Genomic DNA, 15,751 nt, shown 5'->3' with positions numbered 1-15,751 from the left:
CGGTCAAACTTTCAAAATTCGCAATTTTTGAGTTTCTTTGTCACAATGTGTCGTATTCTGATCTTTTTCCTGTTAAGTTGTTTATCTCTTCAAGCGCTTGCCCAGAAAACAGAAGCTGATACCAGCGGTCTTGAGAATCTGAGGCTGTATCCCAAAAAGAATATCCTTCCGGTTAGAAGACCGACTTTACAGCTCCTGCCAGTTCAATCTGCCGAATCGGACCTGAAACTCAAAATTAATTACTGGAAGAACTGGACAGCCTTTGGCATCAATATGAACCAGGCGGCCTTTAGCGAAAATTGGCGGGGCGGGGGGGTTAACTCTATTGCGTTTGGTGCGCAAAGCAATTTTAAAGCAGACTACACAAAAGACGATAAAAACTTTGTGACTGAAGTGATCTTGCAATATGGTAAACTCAAGAACAAAGGGCAATTACAACGAAAAACCAACGACAGGATTTTTTGGGATAACAAAGTCGCCCTGAAGCTTTCCAAGCACTGGTCGTTTTTCGGTTCCCTGAATTTCGAATCCCAATTTGATCTCGGCTATTCGTTCAAAAAAGATAAAGAGGGTGAGGAAATACAAACCATTATTTCGCGGTTTATGTCGCCGGGGTATCTCACAGAATCCATTGGTTTCGAGTATAAGACATCCAAATCATTCTGGCTGCGGATCGGTACCGGAACAGCCAGACAAACGTTTGTACTTGATAAAGATCTATATCTTACCAATCCCAAAAACTTTGGGGTTACTCCCGGACAAAATTTCAGAAATGAGCTCGCCTTTCAGCTGGTGACCAATTTTGAACGCGACATTGCGACAAATATGAGCTTAAAGAGCCGTTACTCCATGTTTGCGAATTACGAACAGCTCCGACGCATCGATCAGCGCCTCGACGTTACACTTTTGGCCAAAATCAATAAAGTGGTAAATGTAACCGTAGCCGGAATTGCCGTGTATGATGATGATGCCAGCACGCGGATTCAGGCAAGCCAGACATTCTCTCTTGGCATCATGTATAAAATTCCGAAATAACAGTTTGTGCGCTGCCAGAGCGGCAGAAATCCAAAACTTAATTGATATAAAAGCCCGGTATGCATTTTAGCCCAATCTGCAACAAATAAATTAGTTAGGAGGTTAAAAATCGTTAAATTTGCCGGCTGTTTAAAGCAGAAAAAACATGTTTGAAAACTTACAGGATAAACTCGACAGAGCATTTAAGGTTCTAAAAGGGCAGGGAACAATTACCGAGATTAACGTGGCCGAAACCATGAAGGAAATTAGAAAAGCCCTTCTTGATGCCGACGTAAATTATAAAACCGCCAAAGCTTTTACTGATGATGTAAGACAAAAAGCTTTAGGGCAAAACGTATTGACTGCGGTCTCTCCTGGTCAGCTTCTTACTAAAATAATGAACGATGAGCTTGCCGAACTTATGGGCGGCTCGGCCAGCGAACTGGAAACCAATGCAAATCCCACCATCATATTAATAGCAGGTTTAAACGGAGCCGGTAAGACAACTTTTAGCGGAAAACTGGCCAATTTCTTAAAAACGAAAAAAGGGAAAAAACCACTTTTAGTAGCAGGCGACGTATACCGCCCGGCTGCCATAGACCAATTACAGGTGTTAGGCGGCCAGATCGATGTGCCAGTTTATGTTAACCTTGAATCAAAAGATCCTGTCGGGATTGCACAGGAAGGAATTGCCGAAGCTAAACGCAACGGGAACAATGTGGTGATTATTGATACCGCGGGCCGCCTTGCCATCGATGAGGCAATGATGAATGAAATTGCTGCGGTTAAACAAAGTACCAATCCTCACGAAATTCTATTCGTAGTAGATTCGATGACCGGTCAGGATGCGGTAAACACGGCTAAAGCATTTAATGACAGACTCGACTTTTCTGGTGTCGTGTTAACGAAGCTTGATGGTGATACCCGTGGTGGAGCTGCTCTATCAATCAAATCTGTTGTAAATAAACCCATCAAGTTTATTGGTACCGGCGAAAAAATGGACGCTCTCGACGTGTTCTATCCGGACAGGATGGCCTCCAGAATTCTGGGAATGGGTGATGTTGTATCCCTTGTGGAACGTGCTCAACAGCAGTTCGACGAAAAAGAAGCTGCCGAACTTCAGAAAAAAATAAGGAAGAATAAATTCGATTTTAACGATTTTCTTGGTCAGATCCAGCAGATTAAGAAAATGGGTAATATGAAAGATCTGGTGGGCATGATTCCCGGAGTGGGAAAAGCGGTTAAGGACATGGATATCGATGATAATGCTTTTAAGCCTATTGAAGCTATTATCCGCTCTATGACGCCGTTTGAGCGTGAAAATCCCGATACCATTAATCAAAGCCGCAGAGCCAGAATTGCCAAAGGATCTGGAAGCAACCTGACTGAAGTAAATAAATTAATCAAGCAATTTGAGGATATGCGGAAGGTGATGAAGCAGTTTAGCAACCCGGCGCAAATGGCTAAGATGATGAAGGGCATGCCGAAAATGCCATTCGGAAAAAGATAAATAAGGGGCTGTCTTAAAAACCAGCTATGACTTTGACTTTTTCGCCAAACTAATTCCCGATAGGTCAGCACAGTAACTGAATGAATTTAAGTCAGCCTCTTATTTTTAACTTATTTGCTTAGGGTGATCTCTTCGGTCATTATAGGATCTATAGTGTGTTCCTTCTCGATAACCAGATTTGTTGCAGTCAACACTTTCACCTTATAGACATCATTTGGATGAGGATTAAAAATACTTAAGGTGCTGGCATCCTCGCTAAATTTATAAGTGAAAGTGCCTTGCTTCTCCTCATATGATATTAATAGGTTCCCATCCGAGCTAAATTGGTAAAACTGCGTCGCGTCGTAGTGATCATAAATTACCGGCTCCGGCGTGTTTGGATAAGTGAATACGGCTTTCTTTATAAACCATTTTCCGGTAATCTTAGACTTGGCTTCAATCTGAGCCTGAGTGTCAACTTTTGGCGCTTCTTCATTCTTTTTCTTCCGGCAGCTGGTTGTTAGCCCAATAGCTACAATGGTAGTTGCTAATAGTAGAAGTTTTAATCGTTTCATGTGTTTTTTTTAAGTGTTTGTAAATAGATTAATAAACATTTCGCTGGAATTTGCTCACAAGAATCCCAATACAACGTTCGCTGCAATGCATACCGGCCTTATTCAGGCAATAACTTAGAAGTTTTTGCTAAACAGCATTGAATAAGGAATTTTTATCTGAGAGCGATGAGATAAAAATGTAACCTTCCTTAACTTATACTGTTTACGTCAACGCTATGGGTTATAAGCCTTTGTACGTCAACGTCAAACGGGTTTGTTGTAGAGTTTTTTCCATAAACTTAATGTACTTATATAACCATTAAAGGGAAGTTCTGTTTGAACGAGACAGATTTTATAGGCAAAAAAAACTAAACACACAAGACCTAATTAAAAATCATGTATCGCTAAAGAATCTGATAGTCTTGTAAGTTAGCGAGATGTTTCCCAATCTTCCGGTCCAATACCGTTTAAGAAGTTGCTGTAAAGAACCCTATTATTTGATCGGAACAGACTTTTTTGAACATTTATCTTCCTGAGAGGAAAATGAGGTAAAAGCGGGGATTTAACCCGCTTTTGTACTAATCACCAAGTCATCGGCACTGCTATTAACCTTTCTTTCGTAAAAGTATCGGGTAAGCGAGTCGCTTAAATCGGGCATAAGAAGCGCCCGCTCGCTGCTCAGCACACTATATCTTGGCCGTTTGGCCGGGTAGTTAAAGTCTGCCAGCGGCGTTTGCGTCACCAGATTTGAATCAAATCCGCCAAGTTTGGCAACCTGCGTTGCAAGTGAGGCCCAGGTGGTTTCGCCGCGGTTGGCCAGGTGCCAAATGCCAGATTCATCATCTAACAAAAGATCAAGACTGGTGTTCACCAGGTCGGGTACGTAGGTTGGCGAAATAAGGACATCACTAGCAGCCTTCACAAATTGCTGGTTTTTTAACGACGACAAGACATTTGTAACGAAGTTATACTTGTCCCATGGACCGAAAAAAGCACTTGTCCGTATGATCAACGCAGAAGGATCGCGTTCTAAAACAAATTGCTCGGCCCGTGCTTTGCTAATCCCATAAATATTTAAAGGAGCTACCGGATCGCTTTCCAGGTACGACTGGTTTTTCGATCCGTCAAAAACCAGGTCAGACGAAAATGTTAACAGCTTGAAATGATAGCGTGACGATAAGATGGCCAGATTTGCGGGTCCATGAGTATTCGCGGTATAACAATTGCTGCATTCGGTTTCAGCATCGTCTACGCGAACATAACCTGCTGCATTTACAATGGCCCAGGGTCGCTTTTCTTTTATCACACTTTCCATTTCAGCCAGATCGACCAGGTTAAAATCCTTTCTATCCAGCAACTGATAATGAATTCCCCTCAATTCGCAGACCCTGGCGAATGCATTGCCCAAAGTGCCGGTTTTACCCAGAATCAACAGCGGTTGCGATGTTTTCGATTCATTACTAATTTTTCGGATATTATTAAGGAAGTACAGCACTCTAAAATCCTTTCGCCACCATCCTTTGCTTTCGAGCACAGGGTGGCTGAACTCGGCGCCCGTTGATAAAGATTTTATTAATTTCGCAAGTGCAGTAGGCCGCGGCTGGCTGGCCCTCAGATCAAATACTCCAGGTTCATATTTCCCTTTACGCTTTGTAAGTAACTTGTTCCATCCGTAAGAACCCAAAACCGCCCAGGCAGTGATGGCCCGCATATCCACACCTTCTGATTTCAACTGGTTGCCGGTATCCCACATCTCCTTTACCCATCGAAGTTGTTCCTCGCGGGTACAACCCAGATGAACCTCCGTTATAGCCATAGGAAGTTTAAAATGATCCCAGGCTTCTCGAAGCAATTGATAAGCTCCGGTTTTCTCATCCAGGTCAACACGAACGGCTTCAACATCGGCATACTTATGACGGCCATTGCCCCCACGGGTATGTCGGGGATATTTCTTTAGATTCTCATCAATATACCTTTCGGACGTCAGATAGTGATTAAATCCGAGAATGTCCGGAGGACAAGGATTATCGATAAAAAACTGCAACTCCTCGGGTTTCACACCACATTTCACTGTGATATAGCGGTACAAAGGGTGCTCCTTATCTACTCTGCCCAATAATAAATCGAAGCTCAGCCAGCGACGCTTGTTTTCGAAGCTAGCCTGATATTTCAATAATGGGGTGCTGTATGTCTTTCCCAGATCTTCGGTCTGTATTAGTTTTGCTTGGGGATTAATGGTTCGGATAGCACGCATTGCCAGCACAGTAGCTTTCGTTTCGTGCATCAGTAACCTGATAAAGTCTTTATCGGTATTTTGATGCGGATACCAAAACCCATATAAGCCGCAGAACCGCGCAGTAGTGAGCGGTTCATTAATCGGTGTATAATATTCGATCCAGGGAAACTTTTGTGCTACTTGCAAGGCAAATTCGGCCAGCCCGGTAGCAAACTGCTCTGTTTCTATCGACGCATACGACGGGCCGCTTCCATGGTGCACAAGCCCGGCAATTGGTTGAATGCCCAATTCCTTCAATCTATTTAAAGATCTATCGGTTGCATCCCAGCTGATATTTGTATCTGCCTCTGGCTTATGCCTTTCCCATAAAATGGGATATCTGATTTTCTTAATTCCCAGATCGGCAAACAGATCAAGATCTGACTGGCGTTTATAATGATCAGCATAGTTGAGTTGATCAAAATAAGAGTCTCGTACCCGGTTAATCGTACATTCGATTCCTGCCCAGACCTCTACATCTGATGTTATACTCATAGATTTCAGTTTAGTTAAGCACTAAGCGGCACAGATACTTTTCTGCCCATCGCTTTGCGAATCATCTCCATCATATCTGATGCAGTTTGATCCCATGAACGTTTTGCAAGGAAAGCATCTACGTTTTGAAGCCACTCTTGTTTAGGTCCCGTTAAGGCATTTTCTGCTGCAGCAACAAACTCGCTGGCATTGCTTACAATACTCACCAGGTTCTTTTTGCCGTAAGGATTAACCACATCACGAATTGGTGTTGAAATGACAGGAATTCCGGCACATAGATACTCCGGGGTTTTTGTAGGGCTGATAAAGCGGGTGGATTCATTCAACAGGAACGGAATCATAGCAATATCCCATCCTGCCAGATAAGCAGGGAGTTCATCGTATGATTTACCGCCTAAATAATGAATGTTTTTATTTTTAGGAAGAACTGCAGGGTCAATTTTTACGGTTGGACCAATTAAAACAAACTGCCAGTCGGGACGCAAGTTCGCTGCCTCTCCAATTAGTTCATAATCGAAGCGCTCATCGATTACGCCATAGAACCCAAACTTAGGTCCCGCTATATTTTTCTGATCAGCCGGCTGCTCCATATTCTTACGGGCCTGGCCAAAATGTGCCTTATCTATACTACTTGGGAAAGGATGTATATTTTGATGCTGATGTTTTTTTGCTTCGTATAAAGAGTGCCCGCCGGTAAACACCACATCGGCACGGGTTAGCAATTCTTTTTCAAGATGTATCAGCTCTGGAGGTGCGAACTTGAATGCAGATAACTCATCCATGCAATCGTAAATGGTGATGTCAGGGTTGTAGTCGCCCGAAAACTCCAAAGCCATTGGTGTATAGTACCAGAAAATGAAATCGGATAAGGATTTATTTGTTAAAAACGTTTTTAAAGTTTCTTTCTGGATCTTTAAACTTTGCTTTTTATCTATACCCTGAGGTAGATGTGGCACTAAGACCCATAATTTATCAGCGCGTTTACTGACAGATAGGTAGCTATCCTCATTTTCCGGAACATCGTGAATCGGTTCTTCAAGGAAGTAGACATTAAATTCTTTTGAGAAGCGAGTCAATAGATGTTGTGGGCGCTGGAAAACAAAATCCCATCTTAAATGAGAAAATACAAGTAGGTTTTCAGGTACACGTTTCATTGATTCATTGTTTTTGTAAGAGATTTAACACGAATCGCAAAAAAACGTTTGACGTTTTACACCAAATATTGAAAAATAAATTAGGTTTTAAATTTTATTAACCACAACTAACCTTCTTGTTCTATTTACGAAACATCAACCTCAGAAGTTGAAACATCAGTTAAAAGTTTGAACCGCCACTGAGTTAGATGGTAAACTTTCATTCTTTAACCTGTCTATAGCAGTTACAATATACTGATAACCAACACCTTTTTTTAGAGTATTATCGCGGTACGACCTGATTGTATTATCGAAACTGATCTTCAGAATCTTTGAAGCATCACCCAAATTTACTTCTTCACCCTGATCAAACCTGTAAATTACATAGCCGTAAGCGGTTTCTCCATCACGGGCTTTTAAAGGTTCTTCCCAGGTTAATTGAGCTGTATTCGGACTGGCCAAATAAGCTTTTAGCTGCGTAGGCGACTGGGGAGCGATATCGTCTTTCCAAAGCATCTGAGGAGGCAAAGCCGGGTAACGGTAAAGATCGTTCCTTAATGAATCCTGGAATCCGGCAAGGTTATTAGTTAAAGACTTTGAACTGAAATAGACGCTTCCCTGAGCCCGGGGGTTATTTCTTATGGCACGTACCTGGCTCGGAAGCTCTCTTTTATTTCTGAAGCCCTGCACGTTCTCCATTGTCCGGTAAGCAGCCTGCCCTATATATAAATGTCGTCCGTAAGCATTGTTGCTCCACCATTCGAGCAGAATTTCAAACGCTGCAAGCCGATGCTCAAAAGGCCAGTATAACTGAGGATTGATATAGTCTATCCAACCTTTTTGCAACCATTTCCTGGTATCAGCATACATCTCCACGTAAGACGAGCCTCCATTTGTTAAAGATCCCTCCGGATGCTGGCTTCTGTTTTGCCAGATACCAAACGGGCTAATTCCGAACTTTACATGTTTTTTAGCAAATCTTATACTATCGCTTAAAGTATGGATCAGCGTATCCACATTACTAAGACGCCATTCTTTGATGTTCTTATAATCCCGTCCATATGCGATGTACGCTTCGGTATCGGGTATTGGCCGACCACCTTCCTGACCCGGATAGAAATAATCGTCAAAATGAACTCCGTCTATATCATAATTTTTTACAACATCCAGGATAACCTGCACGATATAGGCCCTCACTTCGGGTAAACCCGGATTAAAAAGCTTCTTACCGGCGTAGTTGAAAAACCATTCGGGCTTCTTCCTGCTGATGTGGTCGGGATGTACTTTATCCGATAAACTAAAAGCTGCACGATAAGGGTTAAACCATGCATGCAGTTCCATACCACGTTTATGCGCTTCAGTTATCGCAAATTCTAAAGGATCATAGTATGGTAAAGGAGCACGTCCCTGATCGCCAGTGAGCCATTTACTCCAAACCTCACGGCTTTTTCCGTAAAAAGCGTCAGCACTTGGCCTAACCTGGAACATCACTGCATTTAAGCCCGAGCGCTGATGTGCGTCGAGCAGATCAATCATTTCCTGCTGTTGCATGTCAGAACTCAAACCGGCTTTTGACGGCCAGTCTATGTTAACCACGGTAGCTACCCAAACCCCTCTGAACTCTCTCTTTTGTGAAACCTCGGGCGATGTTAAAGTTCGCTGAATGCTCTCTGATGGCGTATATACAAATGAAGAATTGGCCACAAAAAAAACAAACAGTATTGCAGAAAAGACGCTTTTTGACATAATTTAAAGTGTACAAAGATATACTTATGAAACAACCAGAACCGAGTTTTATTATCTAAAATCACATTTTGTGCATCCTCCGGCGTTGAAATCAGCATCTGCGTATAGATAAAATATTATCTTTGCTGATAACTTTAGCGGGGTTTGTAATTATTATGCAATAATCGGCTCTTTTGAAAGTTATAAAAGCATAAATCTATTTGCCAGACCGACATTAACTTTGTTACAACATGGAAAATACATATCCAGAACAAACTCCAAAAAAAGACTCGAATAAAATTTACTTCCTGATCGTTGTGATCGCTGCCTTATTGGGAACCAATGTCTATATGGCTTACCGCGACCGAAAAAAAGACGATCTGGTAGTTACGATAACCGACGAAAAATCAAAGATGGAAGTAGAGATCGACAAGATCGAAGCTGAACTTGATAAAGCTACCAACGCTAATATCCAACTTACTGCCAGCATGCAGGAAGAACAGGATCTGGCCCGCCAAAAAATCTCTGAACTGCGCGACCAGCTCCAAAAGGGACAGTTAACTCAGGGCGAACTTGCAAAAGCGAAAAAGGACGTAACACAGTTAAAATACCTGGTGAACCGATACACCGCCGATATAGACGCTTTAAAAAAGGAAAACAGAGCGTTATCGTTTGAACGCGACAGTCTCAAAACTACCGTGGGCAACGTATCGGCCAGAGCAACCGAACTTGAGCAGAAAAACACAGAACTTAGCTCGAAGGTAAAAGTAGCTTCAGCGCTTAAAGTGGCGAACATCGGCGTAACTCCGTTAAGAATACGCAACAGCGGGAAAGAAACTGATGTAAGCAAGGCGAGCACAGCAAAAAAACTACGTGTAAGTTTTACGGCAGCAGACAATCCGATTGCCGAAAAAGGAATGCATGACATTTACATGCGCATTGTTGATCCAAGCGGAAACCTTGTAATCTCAGACAATAGCAGCCTTTTTTCTGCCGATGGCGAGGAACTACAGTACACTTATAAAACCGCAATTGAGTTTGCGAACGATGGAAAGGTTTATAATATTGACTGGACTAATCCATACAAATTTCAAAAAGGCACTTACACCATTGTACTTTATGCCGATGGGTATACCATGGGAAAGAGCACTCTTACTTTGAAATAATCTAAAAAATAAATATCACGATTTAGCCAGGGGAAGCACAATATAAAATGTGGTTCCCTTGTTTGTTTCTGTTTCAAAACTTATCGAGCCATACATATTTTCTATCGCCTGTTTAACAAACGCAAGCCCTAATCCGGTACCCGAACTTTTGGTAGTGAAATTATGGTTAAAGATGCTTGTTTGAAGCTTATCAGGAATACCTTTACCATTATCTGAGATTTCAATCAAAGCATTATTACCTTTTGTCTCGAGTTTGATCCTAATTACCCCTTTTCTAAAATCGGGAATAGCTTCGATGGCGTTTTTAACCAGGTTATTAAAGATTCGCAGCAGGTGGTCTTTGCCGCCTCTAACAATTACGTCCCTATCGGCATTTACGGTATAGATAATCTCCAGATCTTCTGTCTGATCGAAAACGTTGATCGTTTTTTCGATCAGCTTACCTAAATCTACATTCTCGAAAGGGGTATCAGGCATTTTAGCAAAGTTCGAAAACTCTGACGCAATCAGGCTCAAACTATCGATCTGTTCGATAAACGATTTACTGAACTTCTCGAATTTCTTATCAAAGTTAACGTCTTTCTCGCGCCATGACTTATCCAGGAGTTGTACTCCGAGCTTCAAAGGAGTTAACGGATTTTTGATTTCGTGAGCAACCTGCTTCGCCATCTCGCGCCAGGCACTTTCACGTTCAGACCGGGCAAGTTTTTGAGCGCTCTCTTCCAGAGCGGCAATCATTTTATTGTATTCCTGAATCAGAGAACCTATTTCATCGTTACTCTTCCACTGGATAGGCTCATGTTTGCTGCCAATCGCTATTTCGCTCAGGTTCTTAGCCACAATAGTAAGAGGGTGGGTAATCTGGTTTGCCAGAAAAACGCCGAACAACGCTATAATAAGAAGCACCAGAGCATATACGTTAATAAGCGCATTTAAAAACGATCCTATCCGTTGCTCGTATTCCTGTTCGTTCGAGAAATGAGGTAAACTCATATAAGCTACCGTTTCGTTGTTGTTATTCCGAACCGGTTTATAAGCGGCTATGTATTCCATATCACCTATACGCTCGTAGTTAAGGTATTCAGAGCGCAGGTATTTATTGAGATATACGTAAGCCATCGTGTTCATCCGTCTTTCAATCAAATGCTGCTCGTATATTTTCGGATGTGTTGAATAGATGAGCGCCCCGTTTAACGCATACAGGTTTAAATCGGTAGCGTTAATGTTTGCAAAGGAATTTAAAAGAGACTCGTTTGTTGTTAACTGAATATTTGCATAAGCATCGTTGTTCTCCAGTGCTTCATTTATCCGGGATGCATGAGTCAGCAAGTCGTCCTCCTGCTGCATTCTAAACTGATTACCTATACTGAAATAAGTAATAGCTCCAACCACTAACAGGGTAAAAATAATGGCTATAACCATCGAGGCCTGAATACGGGTTTTATATAGTATCCGGTTTCTGGACAAAAGATAATCCCAGCTGTAATTATTAAGGCGGAAATTGTCGTCGTGAAACACCACCCACAGCTGGTAAACAATTACGATAATAACCGAAAAAGTAATAAGAACAAGAAACAAGAACGAAACCGACGCCAGTTTCATTATCCAGGTTGTTGAGGGTTTACTTACAACAATCAGTTTGCTGTCATTTGGCTGGTAGATCACATGATTATAGCCATTTCGTTCTGTGAAAATAAACTGGCTCTTCTCACCTTTAAAATGGAGGTTGGCAAGAGTGTAGTTATAGTCGCCTTTCTGACTGATTAGCCGGCCTGCGCGATAAAAGGCAAAGGAGTAATCGTTTAATTTAGGATTTGGAGTTACTTTGCCATCCGCTAATATTTCGGGAAAGGAAGCGGGGTCTTCGAAGGTTTTAGCTTTTAGCTGAACAACCAGAGTACCCAGATTTCTGTCGCCCTCCCTGACCGGTAAAATGGCAAAATAGTGTTGAAAGCCAAAGGTGTTAGCCACCCTGTAAAAACTTTCAGAAACCTTAATAGACCCGTTTACGACAAGATTCTTAACTGACTGCAAACTGGTGCTATCGTTGAAAAAAGATTTTTCGTCGGGATTAAAAGGCAGTGCAGTAATCTCATACTTGGACAAATACCCATCGAAATACAGATTCCGCAATTTTTGCTTAAGGGCATTTCGATCGGTGGAGCCGGCCTTAAAAAACTGGCGGATAAACTCTTCCTTCAATATTTCCTGTTCAAGCGAGAAGAACAGAAGTACCGCGTTGGGATCGTCTGCCGACTGAAGTTGAAAAGCGATCTGCTTTCTGTCTTCGCGTTCTTTGATAAACTGAAAGGTAGACAGCTTGATAGAGGAAATTATAGAGAAAAGTAATAAACTGAACAGAAAGATCGCAAGTTTATAGCTGTGGTTTTTGTAATAGAAAGCCCAGCCTCGCAGGGCTATGATTATTGCAAATAACAGGATAAAAATACTGGCACCCCCAAGTGCTGAGGCCAGGAGAAACAAAACTGCTGTGCAGGTAATAAATATCCTGAATCGCAACTGGTTACTCAGGGGCAGCTGTTCGCCAACTACCAGCGTAATTTCTATGAGAAGGTAAATATTGAGGATAGCCACGCACATTAAAAGGATGCCAAGCCAGCTGTAAGAGTTAAGATATAAAATATTGGTAACGTCGAAATTAATATCCGACATGGTGATCAGCTGAAAAAAGATTTCATTCTGCTGAAAAGCTACCAGATAAATGATCGCACCTAACAGGATGAAAATCAGAGACGCTCCGGTTTTATTTACCCGCCCTTTTGATAGCTCAATGTCGTACCGGTAACTGTGTATAAACCCGATAAACCAGCTTACCATAATAGCGTTCAGTAAAAAGTCTCCCAGTGAAGGAAAAAAATAACCGGCGCTAAAATGTCTGGTGTCGAAAATTGGCAGGTTGAAATAAGTATCGATCCAGGCATACTCAAGAGTAAGTATTCTGAGGCCCAGAAAATATAGAAAAAAGACTAGAATAGACCACTTTACAAAGCCTTTATTGGCTAAAGAGATACAGAGGTAGTTGATAAAAATGGTACCCAGAAAAACGGCGAAGATCCACATCCACAACTCAAGCTTTGAATAGAATGAATTGGTAATAGCGGATTTTAGCTTAACAGAGAAGAGGTAGATTCCATCAATGTTCCGGATGTTATAAGTGTCTTCATCATTGATGGTGGCTATGTCGAGATTATTTTCGGTAATTAAATCCCTCGAAAATTCGTTGCGAAGATGCTTGTTCTGATAACTGTAATGAGCTTTGAGGGGGATAATTGCCACTACCGAAAACTTTCCGGAAGTTCTTTTAATAGCCTCATAATAGCCGTTTTGGGTACTAAGCAGATTGCTTCCTTCCCTCAAACCAGCGTCCGTAACAGGGGCAATTCTAATGCCCCCCCAAAATGCAAGCTGATGATTGTTATAGGTATGCAGATAAATTATCCTCTCATCTCTGAATTCAGAAATGATCTTTACCGCATATCCGGGATTATTATGAATGTTACGTAAAGAGTCGAAAAGCGGACCGCTCAAATAGTCTTTTACGAATCTTTCCTTTTTATGAAGATTGCTCTCGATAATTTTAGCATCGAACTCTAAAATTTCCTCCTTGTTAAAGGTGAAATTTATAGTGATAGCAGTTACGGCAAAACTCACCGTAAGCATAAAAAGCAAAAGCCTTATTTTAAAGGTAGCACTCACAAATGATTAGGTTAATAGGTAACTGAGCCTGCGTTTGGCTCTATCCTTTACACTGCTTAACTCAACGTAGCGCTTTTAGTTTCAACTGCCCGGTCAACTTTTTTCACCAATCCTTGTAAAACGTTTCCAGGTCCTACTTCTGTAAACGACGTTGCACCGTCTTCAAGCATTTTTTTAACCGTTTGTGTCCAACGAACTGCACCTGTTAATTGCGCGGTAAGATTATGCTTTATACTTGCCGGATCGCGATAAGGCTTTGCATCAATATTCTGATACACAGGACAAACCGGCTCTTTTATTTGCGTAGCTTCGATAGCGGATTCGAGATCAGCTCTGGCGGCTTCCATTAAAGGCGAGTGAAATGCGCCACCCACGTTGAGTTTTAATGCACGCTTAGCTCCGCGTTCGGTTAAAAGAGCACAGGCTTTATCAACACCTTCAATACTTCCTGATATAACGAGCTGGCCGGGGCAATTATAATTCGCGGGAACTACAATCTCACTCACCAGCTGGCAAACTTCTTCTACCGTATAATCATCCAGGCCTAAAATTGCAGCCATGGTAGAAGGTTGAATTTCGCAAGCTTTCTGCATGGCATTTGCCCTTGCTGCAACCAGTTTCAAACCATCTTCAAAAGACAGGGCCCCTGCAGCAACTAATGCCGAGAATTCACCTAAGGAATGGCCTGCAACCATATCGGGCTTAAAATCCTTACCGAGCGAGTCTGCAAGAATTACAGAATGAAGAAAGATGGCTGGCTGAGTAACATTCGTTTGCTTTAAATCCTCTTCGGTTCCATTGAACATCACGTCGGTGATCCTAAAGCCAAGAATAGAATTGGCTTGTTCAAACAGTTCTTTTGCACGGTCAGAACTTTCGTAAAGATCTTTGCCCATGCCTGGAAATTGTGCTCCTTGTCCCGGAAAAATGTATGCGTTCATGTATTTTTTGTTGCCACAAAGAGTCAAAGGCGCCAAGTATGCCCTCTATCGATGTGGTGGTTTATTCTTATAATGATACTTTGCCTGTGCCTTTGTGGCCAGGACTAATCTAAACTAGCCGTTATCAATCTTAAAAACTCTGCTCTTGTTTTTTCGTTCACAAAAGCACCCGTAAAAGCTGATGTTGTAGTAACCGAGTTCTGCTTCTGAATACCACGCATCGACATGCAAAGATGTTTACATTCAATTACAACGGCAACTCCCATAGGCTCGAGCGTGCTTTGGATACAATCTCTTATCTCATTGGTCAGGCGTTCCTGTACCTGTAATCTTCTCGCATAAGCGTCCACTACTCTTGGAATCTTACTTAAACCCACAATATGTCCATTGGGGATGTACGCAACATGAGCTTTACCGAAAAAAGGGAGCATATGGTGTTCGCACATAGAATACACTTCAATATCCTTTACAACAACCATCTGGCTGTACTCTTCCCGAAACATCGCGCTACGCAAAATTTCTTCCGGCTTTAGATCATAGCCATGGGTTAGAAACTGCAGTGCCTTAGCCACGCGCTCTGGTGTTTTAAGAAGTCCTTCACGGGATGGGTCCTCACCCAGATCTGATAAAATTCCACCGTAATGGCTAGAAATCCGGTCGATCTTCTCCTGATTATATCTGTCTATTTTTGAATAACCGTCAAGTTCGTTTCCTTTAGCAATTTGGTGTATCTGGTCTTCGTCCATATTTTAAGATTTACTCGCCAAAATATTCAACATAATTATTTTCGGTCTCGCATAGTTTAATTTTATGCAATTGTGCCCCAAGCGCCTCTACATGTGGTTTTAGCTGATTAAATATCTCTACGGCAAGTACCTCTGTAGAAGCCATTTTATCCTTCATAAAATCCACGTCGAGGTTTACATTTTTATGGTCAAGCTTATCGGTAACGTAGGTTAAGATAATCTGTTTAAGAACTTTCAAATCAATCACAAATCCGGTTTCCGGGTTAATCTCACCTTTCACAGTTACAAAAAGTTCGTAATTGTGTCCGTGCCAGTTGGGGTTTGAACATTTTCCAAAAACCTCCAGGTTTTCTTCATTGCTCCATTCCTGTCTGAATAATTTGTGCGCAGAACTAAACCGCTCTCTGCGTGTAATGTATATCATTTTTTACAGTTAAGGACGCAAATATACTTAAACTGTACCCAAGCATGGCAATTCAAATATCTGCATTTTGTA

At 41.8% G+C, this 15,751-nt stretch carries 11 protein-coding genes; 3 read left to right on the top strand and 8 right to left on the bottom strand.

What is annotated here, in order from left to right; genetic code table 11:
• Positions 1-45: 45 nt before the first annotated feature.
• Together J3P43_RS03840 and ffh are read left to right on the top strand one after the other, a co-directional pair.
• Positions 46-1,035 (top strand): DUF3078 domain-containing protein, encoded by a 990-nt coding sequence (locus J3P43_RS03840; RefSeq protein WP_255899243.1) that lies wholly within the window; start codon positions 46-48, stop codon positions 1,033-1,035.
• A gap of 145 nt (positions 1,036-1,180) precedes the next feature.
• Entirely contained in the window at positions 1,181-2,524 is a 1,344-nt protein-coding gene (gene ffh, locus J3P43_RS03835; protein ID WP_255899239.1) for a signal recognition particle protein, read from the top strand.
• Positions 2,525-2,634: 110 nt separating this feature from the next.
• Here the strand turns inward: ffh and J3P43_RS03830 are convergent, their stop codons facing one another.
• From J3P43_RS03830 to J3P43_RS03815, 4 genes are all read right to left on the bottom strand, one after another.
• Positions 2,635-3,078: a lipocalin family protein gene (locus tag J3P43_RS03830; protein ID WP_255899236.1), complete on the bottom strand. Its 444-nt coding sequence runs from the start codon at positions 3,076-3,078 to the stop codon at positions 2,635-2,637.
• 541 nt (positions 3,079-3,619) lie between these two features.
• Entirely contained in the window at positions 3,620-5,827 is a 2,208-nt protein-coding gene (locus tag J3P43_RS03825; RefSeq protein ID WP_255899234.1) for a family 1 glycosylhydrolase, read from the bottom strand.
• Between the two features lie 14 nt (positions 5,828-5,841).
• On the bottom strand, positions 5,842-6,981 hold the full coding sequence (locus tag J3P43_RS03820; RefSeq protein WP_255899232.1) for a glycosyltransferase family 1 protein: 1,140 nt from the start codon (positions 6,979-6,981) through the stop codon (positions 5,842-5,844).
• 156 nt (positions 6,982-7,137) lie between these two features.
• Positions 7,138-8,706, bottom strand: a complete 1,569-nt coding sequence (locus tag J3P43_RS03815; RefSeq protein ID WP_255899230.1) for a glycoside hydrolase family 10-like protein — start codon at positions 8,704-8,706, stop codon at positions 7,138-7,140.
• 230 nt (positions 8,707-8,936) lie between these two features.
• Here J3P43_RS03815 and J3P43_RS03810 point away from each other — a divergent pair, with 230 nt between their 5' ends.
• Positions 8,937-9,851 (top strand): DUF8428 domain-containing protein, encoded by a 915-nt coding sequence (locus J3P43_RS03810; RefSeq protein ID WP_255899228.1) that lies wholly within the window; start codon positions 8,937-8,939, stop codon positions 9,849-9,851.
• Between the two features lie 15 nt (positions 9,852-9,866).
• On the opposite strand, the gene J3P43_RS19655 is transcribed toward J3P43_RS03810, so the two are convergent.
• From J3P43_RS19655 to J3P43_RS03790, 4 genes are all read right to left on the bottom strand, one after another.
• Positions 9,867-13,568 (bottom strand): sensor histidine kinase, encoded by a 3,702-nt coding sequence (locus J3P43_RS19655; protein WP_255899226.1) that lies wholly within the window; start codon positions 13,566-13,568, stop codon positions 9,867-9,869.
• A 56-nt stretch (positions 13,569-13,624) separates the two neighbouring features.
• Positions 13,625-14,509: an ACP S-malonyltransferase gene (gene fabD, locus J3P43_RS03800; protein ID WP_255899224.1), complete on the bottom strand. Its 885-nt coding sequence runs from the start codon at positions 14,507-14,509 to the stop codon at positions 13,625-13,627.
• A 104-nt stretch (positions 14,510-14,613) separates the two neighbouring features.
• Complete coding sequence (gene folE / locus J3P43_RS03795) at positions 14,614-15,255, bottom strand: GTP cyclohydrolase I FolE (RefSeq protein WP_255899222.1); 642 nt, start codon at positions 15,253-15,255, stop codon at positions 14,614-14,616.
• Between the two features lie 10 nt (positions 15,256-15,265).
• Entirely contained in the window at positions 15,266-15,679 is a 414-nt protein-coding gene (locus J3P43_RS03790) for a 6-pyruvoyl trahydropterin synthase family protein (protein ID WP_255899220.1), read from the bottom strand.
• Positions 15,680-15,751: the final 72 nt, after the last annotated feature.

This window comes from Paradesertivirga mongoliensis (genome assembly GCF_024436395.1).
Lineage (GTDB): Bacteria > Bacteroidota > Bacteroidia > Sphingobacteriales > Sphingobacteriaceae > Paradesertivirga > Paradesertivirga mongoliensis.
Note: the sequence above shows the minus strand (reverse complement) of the source record. Positions and strands in the feature narration are given on the sequence as shown.

Bases quoted from the DNA above. Each gene is read 5' to 3' on its own strand.
- J3P43_RS03820 (WP_255899232.1), bottom strand. From the start codon at position 6,981: ATGAAACGTGTACCTGAAAACCTACTTGTATTTTCTCATTTAAGATGG.
- J3P43_RS03815 (WP_255899230.1), bottom strand. From the start codon at position 8,706: ATGTCAAAAAGCGTCTTTTCTGCAATACTGTTTGTTTTTTTTGTGGCC.
- J3P43_RS03840 (WP_255899243.1), top strand. From the start codon at position 46: ATGTGTCGTATTCTGATCTTTTTCCTGTTAAGTTGTTTATCTCTTCAA.
- J3P43_RS03830 (WP_255899236.1), bottom strand. From the start codon at position 3,078: ATGAAACGATTAAAACTTCTACTATTAGCAACTACCATTGTAGCTATT.
- folE (WP_255899222.1), bottom strand. From the start codon at position 15,255: ATGGACGAAGACCAGATACACCAAATTGCTAAAGGAAACGAACTTGAC.
- J3P43_RS03810 (WP_255899228.1), top strand. From the start codon at position 8,937: ATGGAAAATACATATCCAGAACAAACTCCAAAAAAAGACTCGAATAAA.
- fabD (WP_255899224.1), bottom strand. From the start codon at position 14,509: ATGAACGCATACATTTTTCCGGGACAAGGAGCACAATTTCCAGGCATG.
- J3P43_RS03790 (WP_255899220.1), bottom strand. From the start codon at position 15,679: ATGATATACATTACACGCAGAGAGCGGTTTAGTTCTGCGCACAAATTA.
- ffh (WP_255899239.1), top strand. From the start codon at position 1,181: ATGTTTGAAAACTTACAGGATAAACTCGACAGAGCATTTAAGGTTCTA.
- J3P43_RS03825 (WP_255899234.1), bottom strand. From the start codon at position 5,827: ATGAGTATAACATCAGATGTAGAGGTCTGGGCAGGAATCGAATGTACG.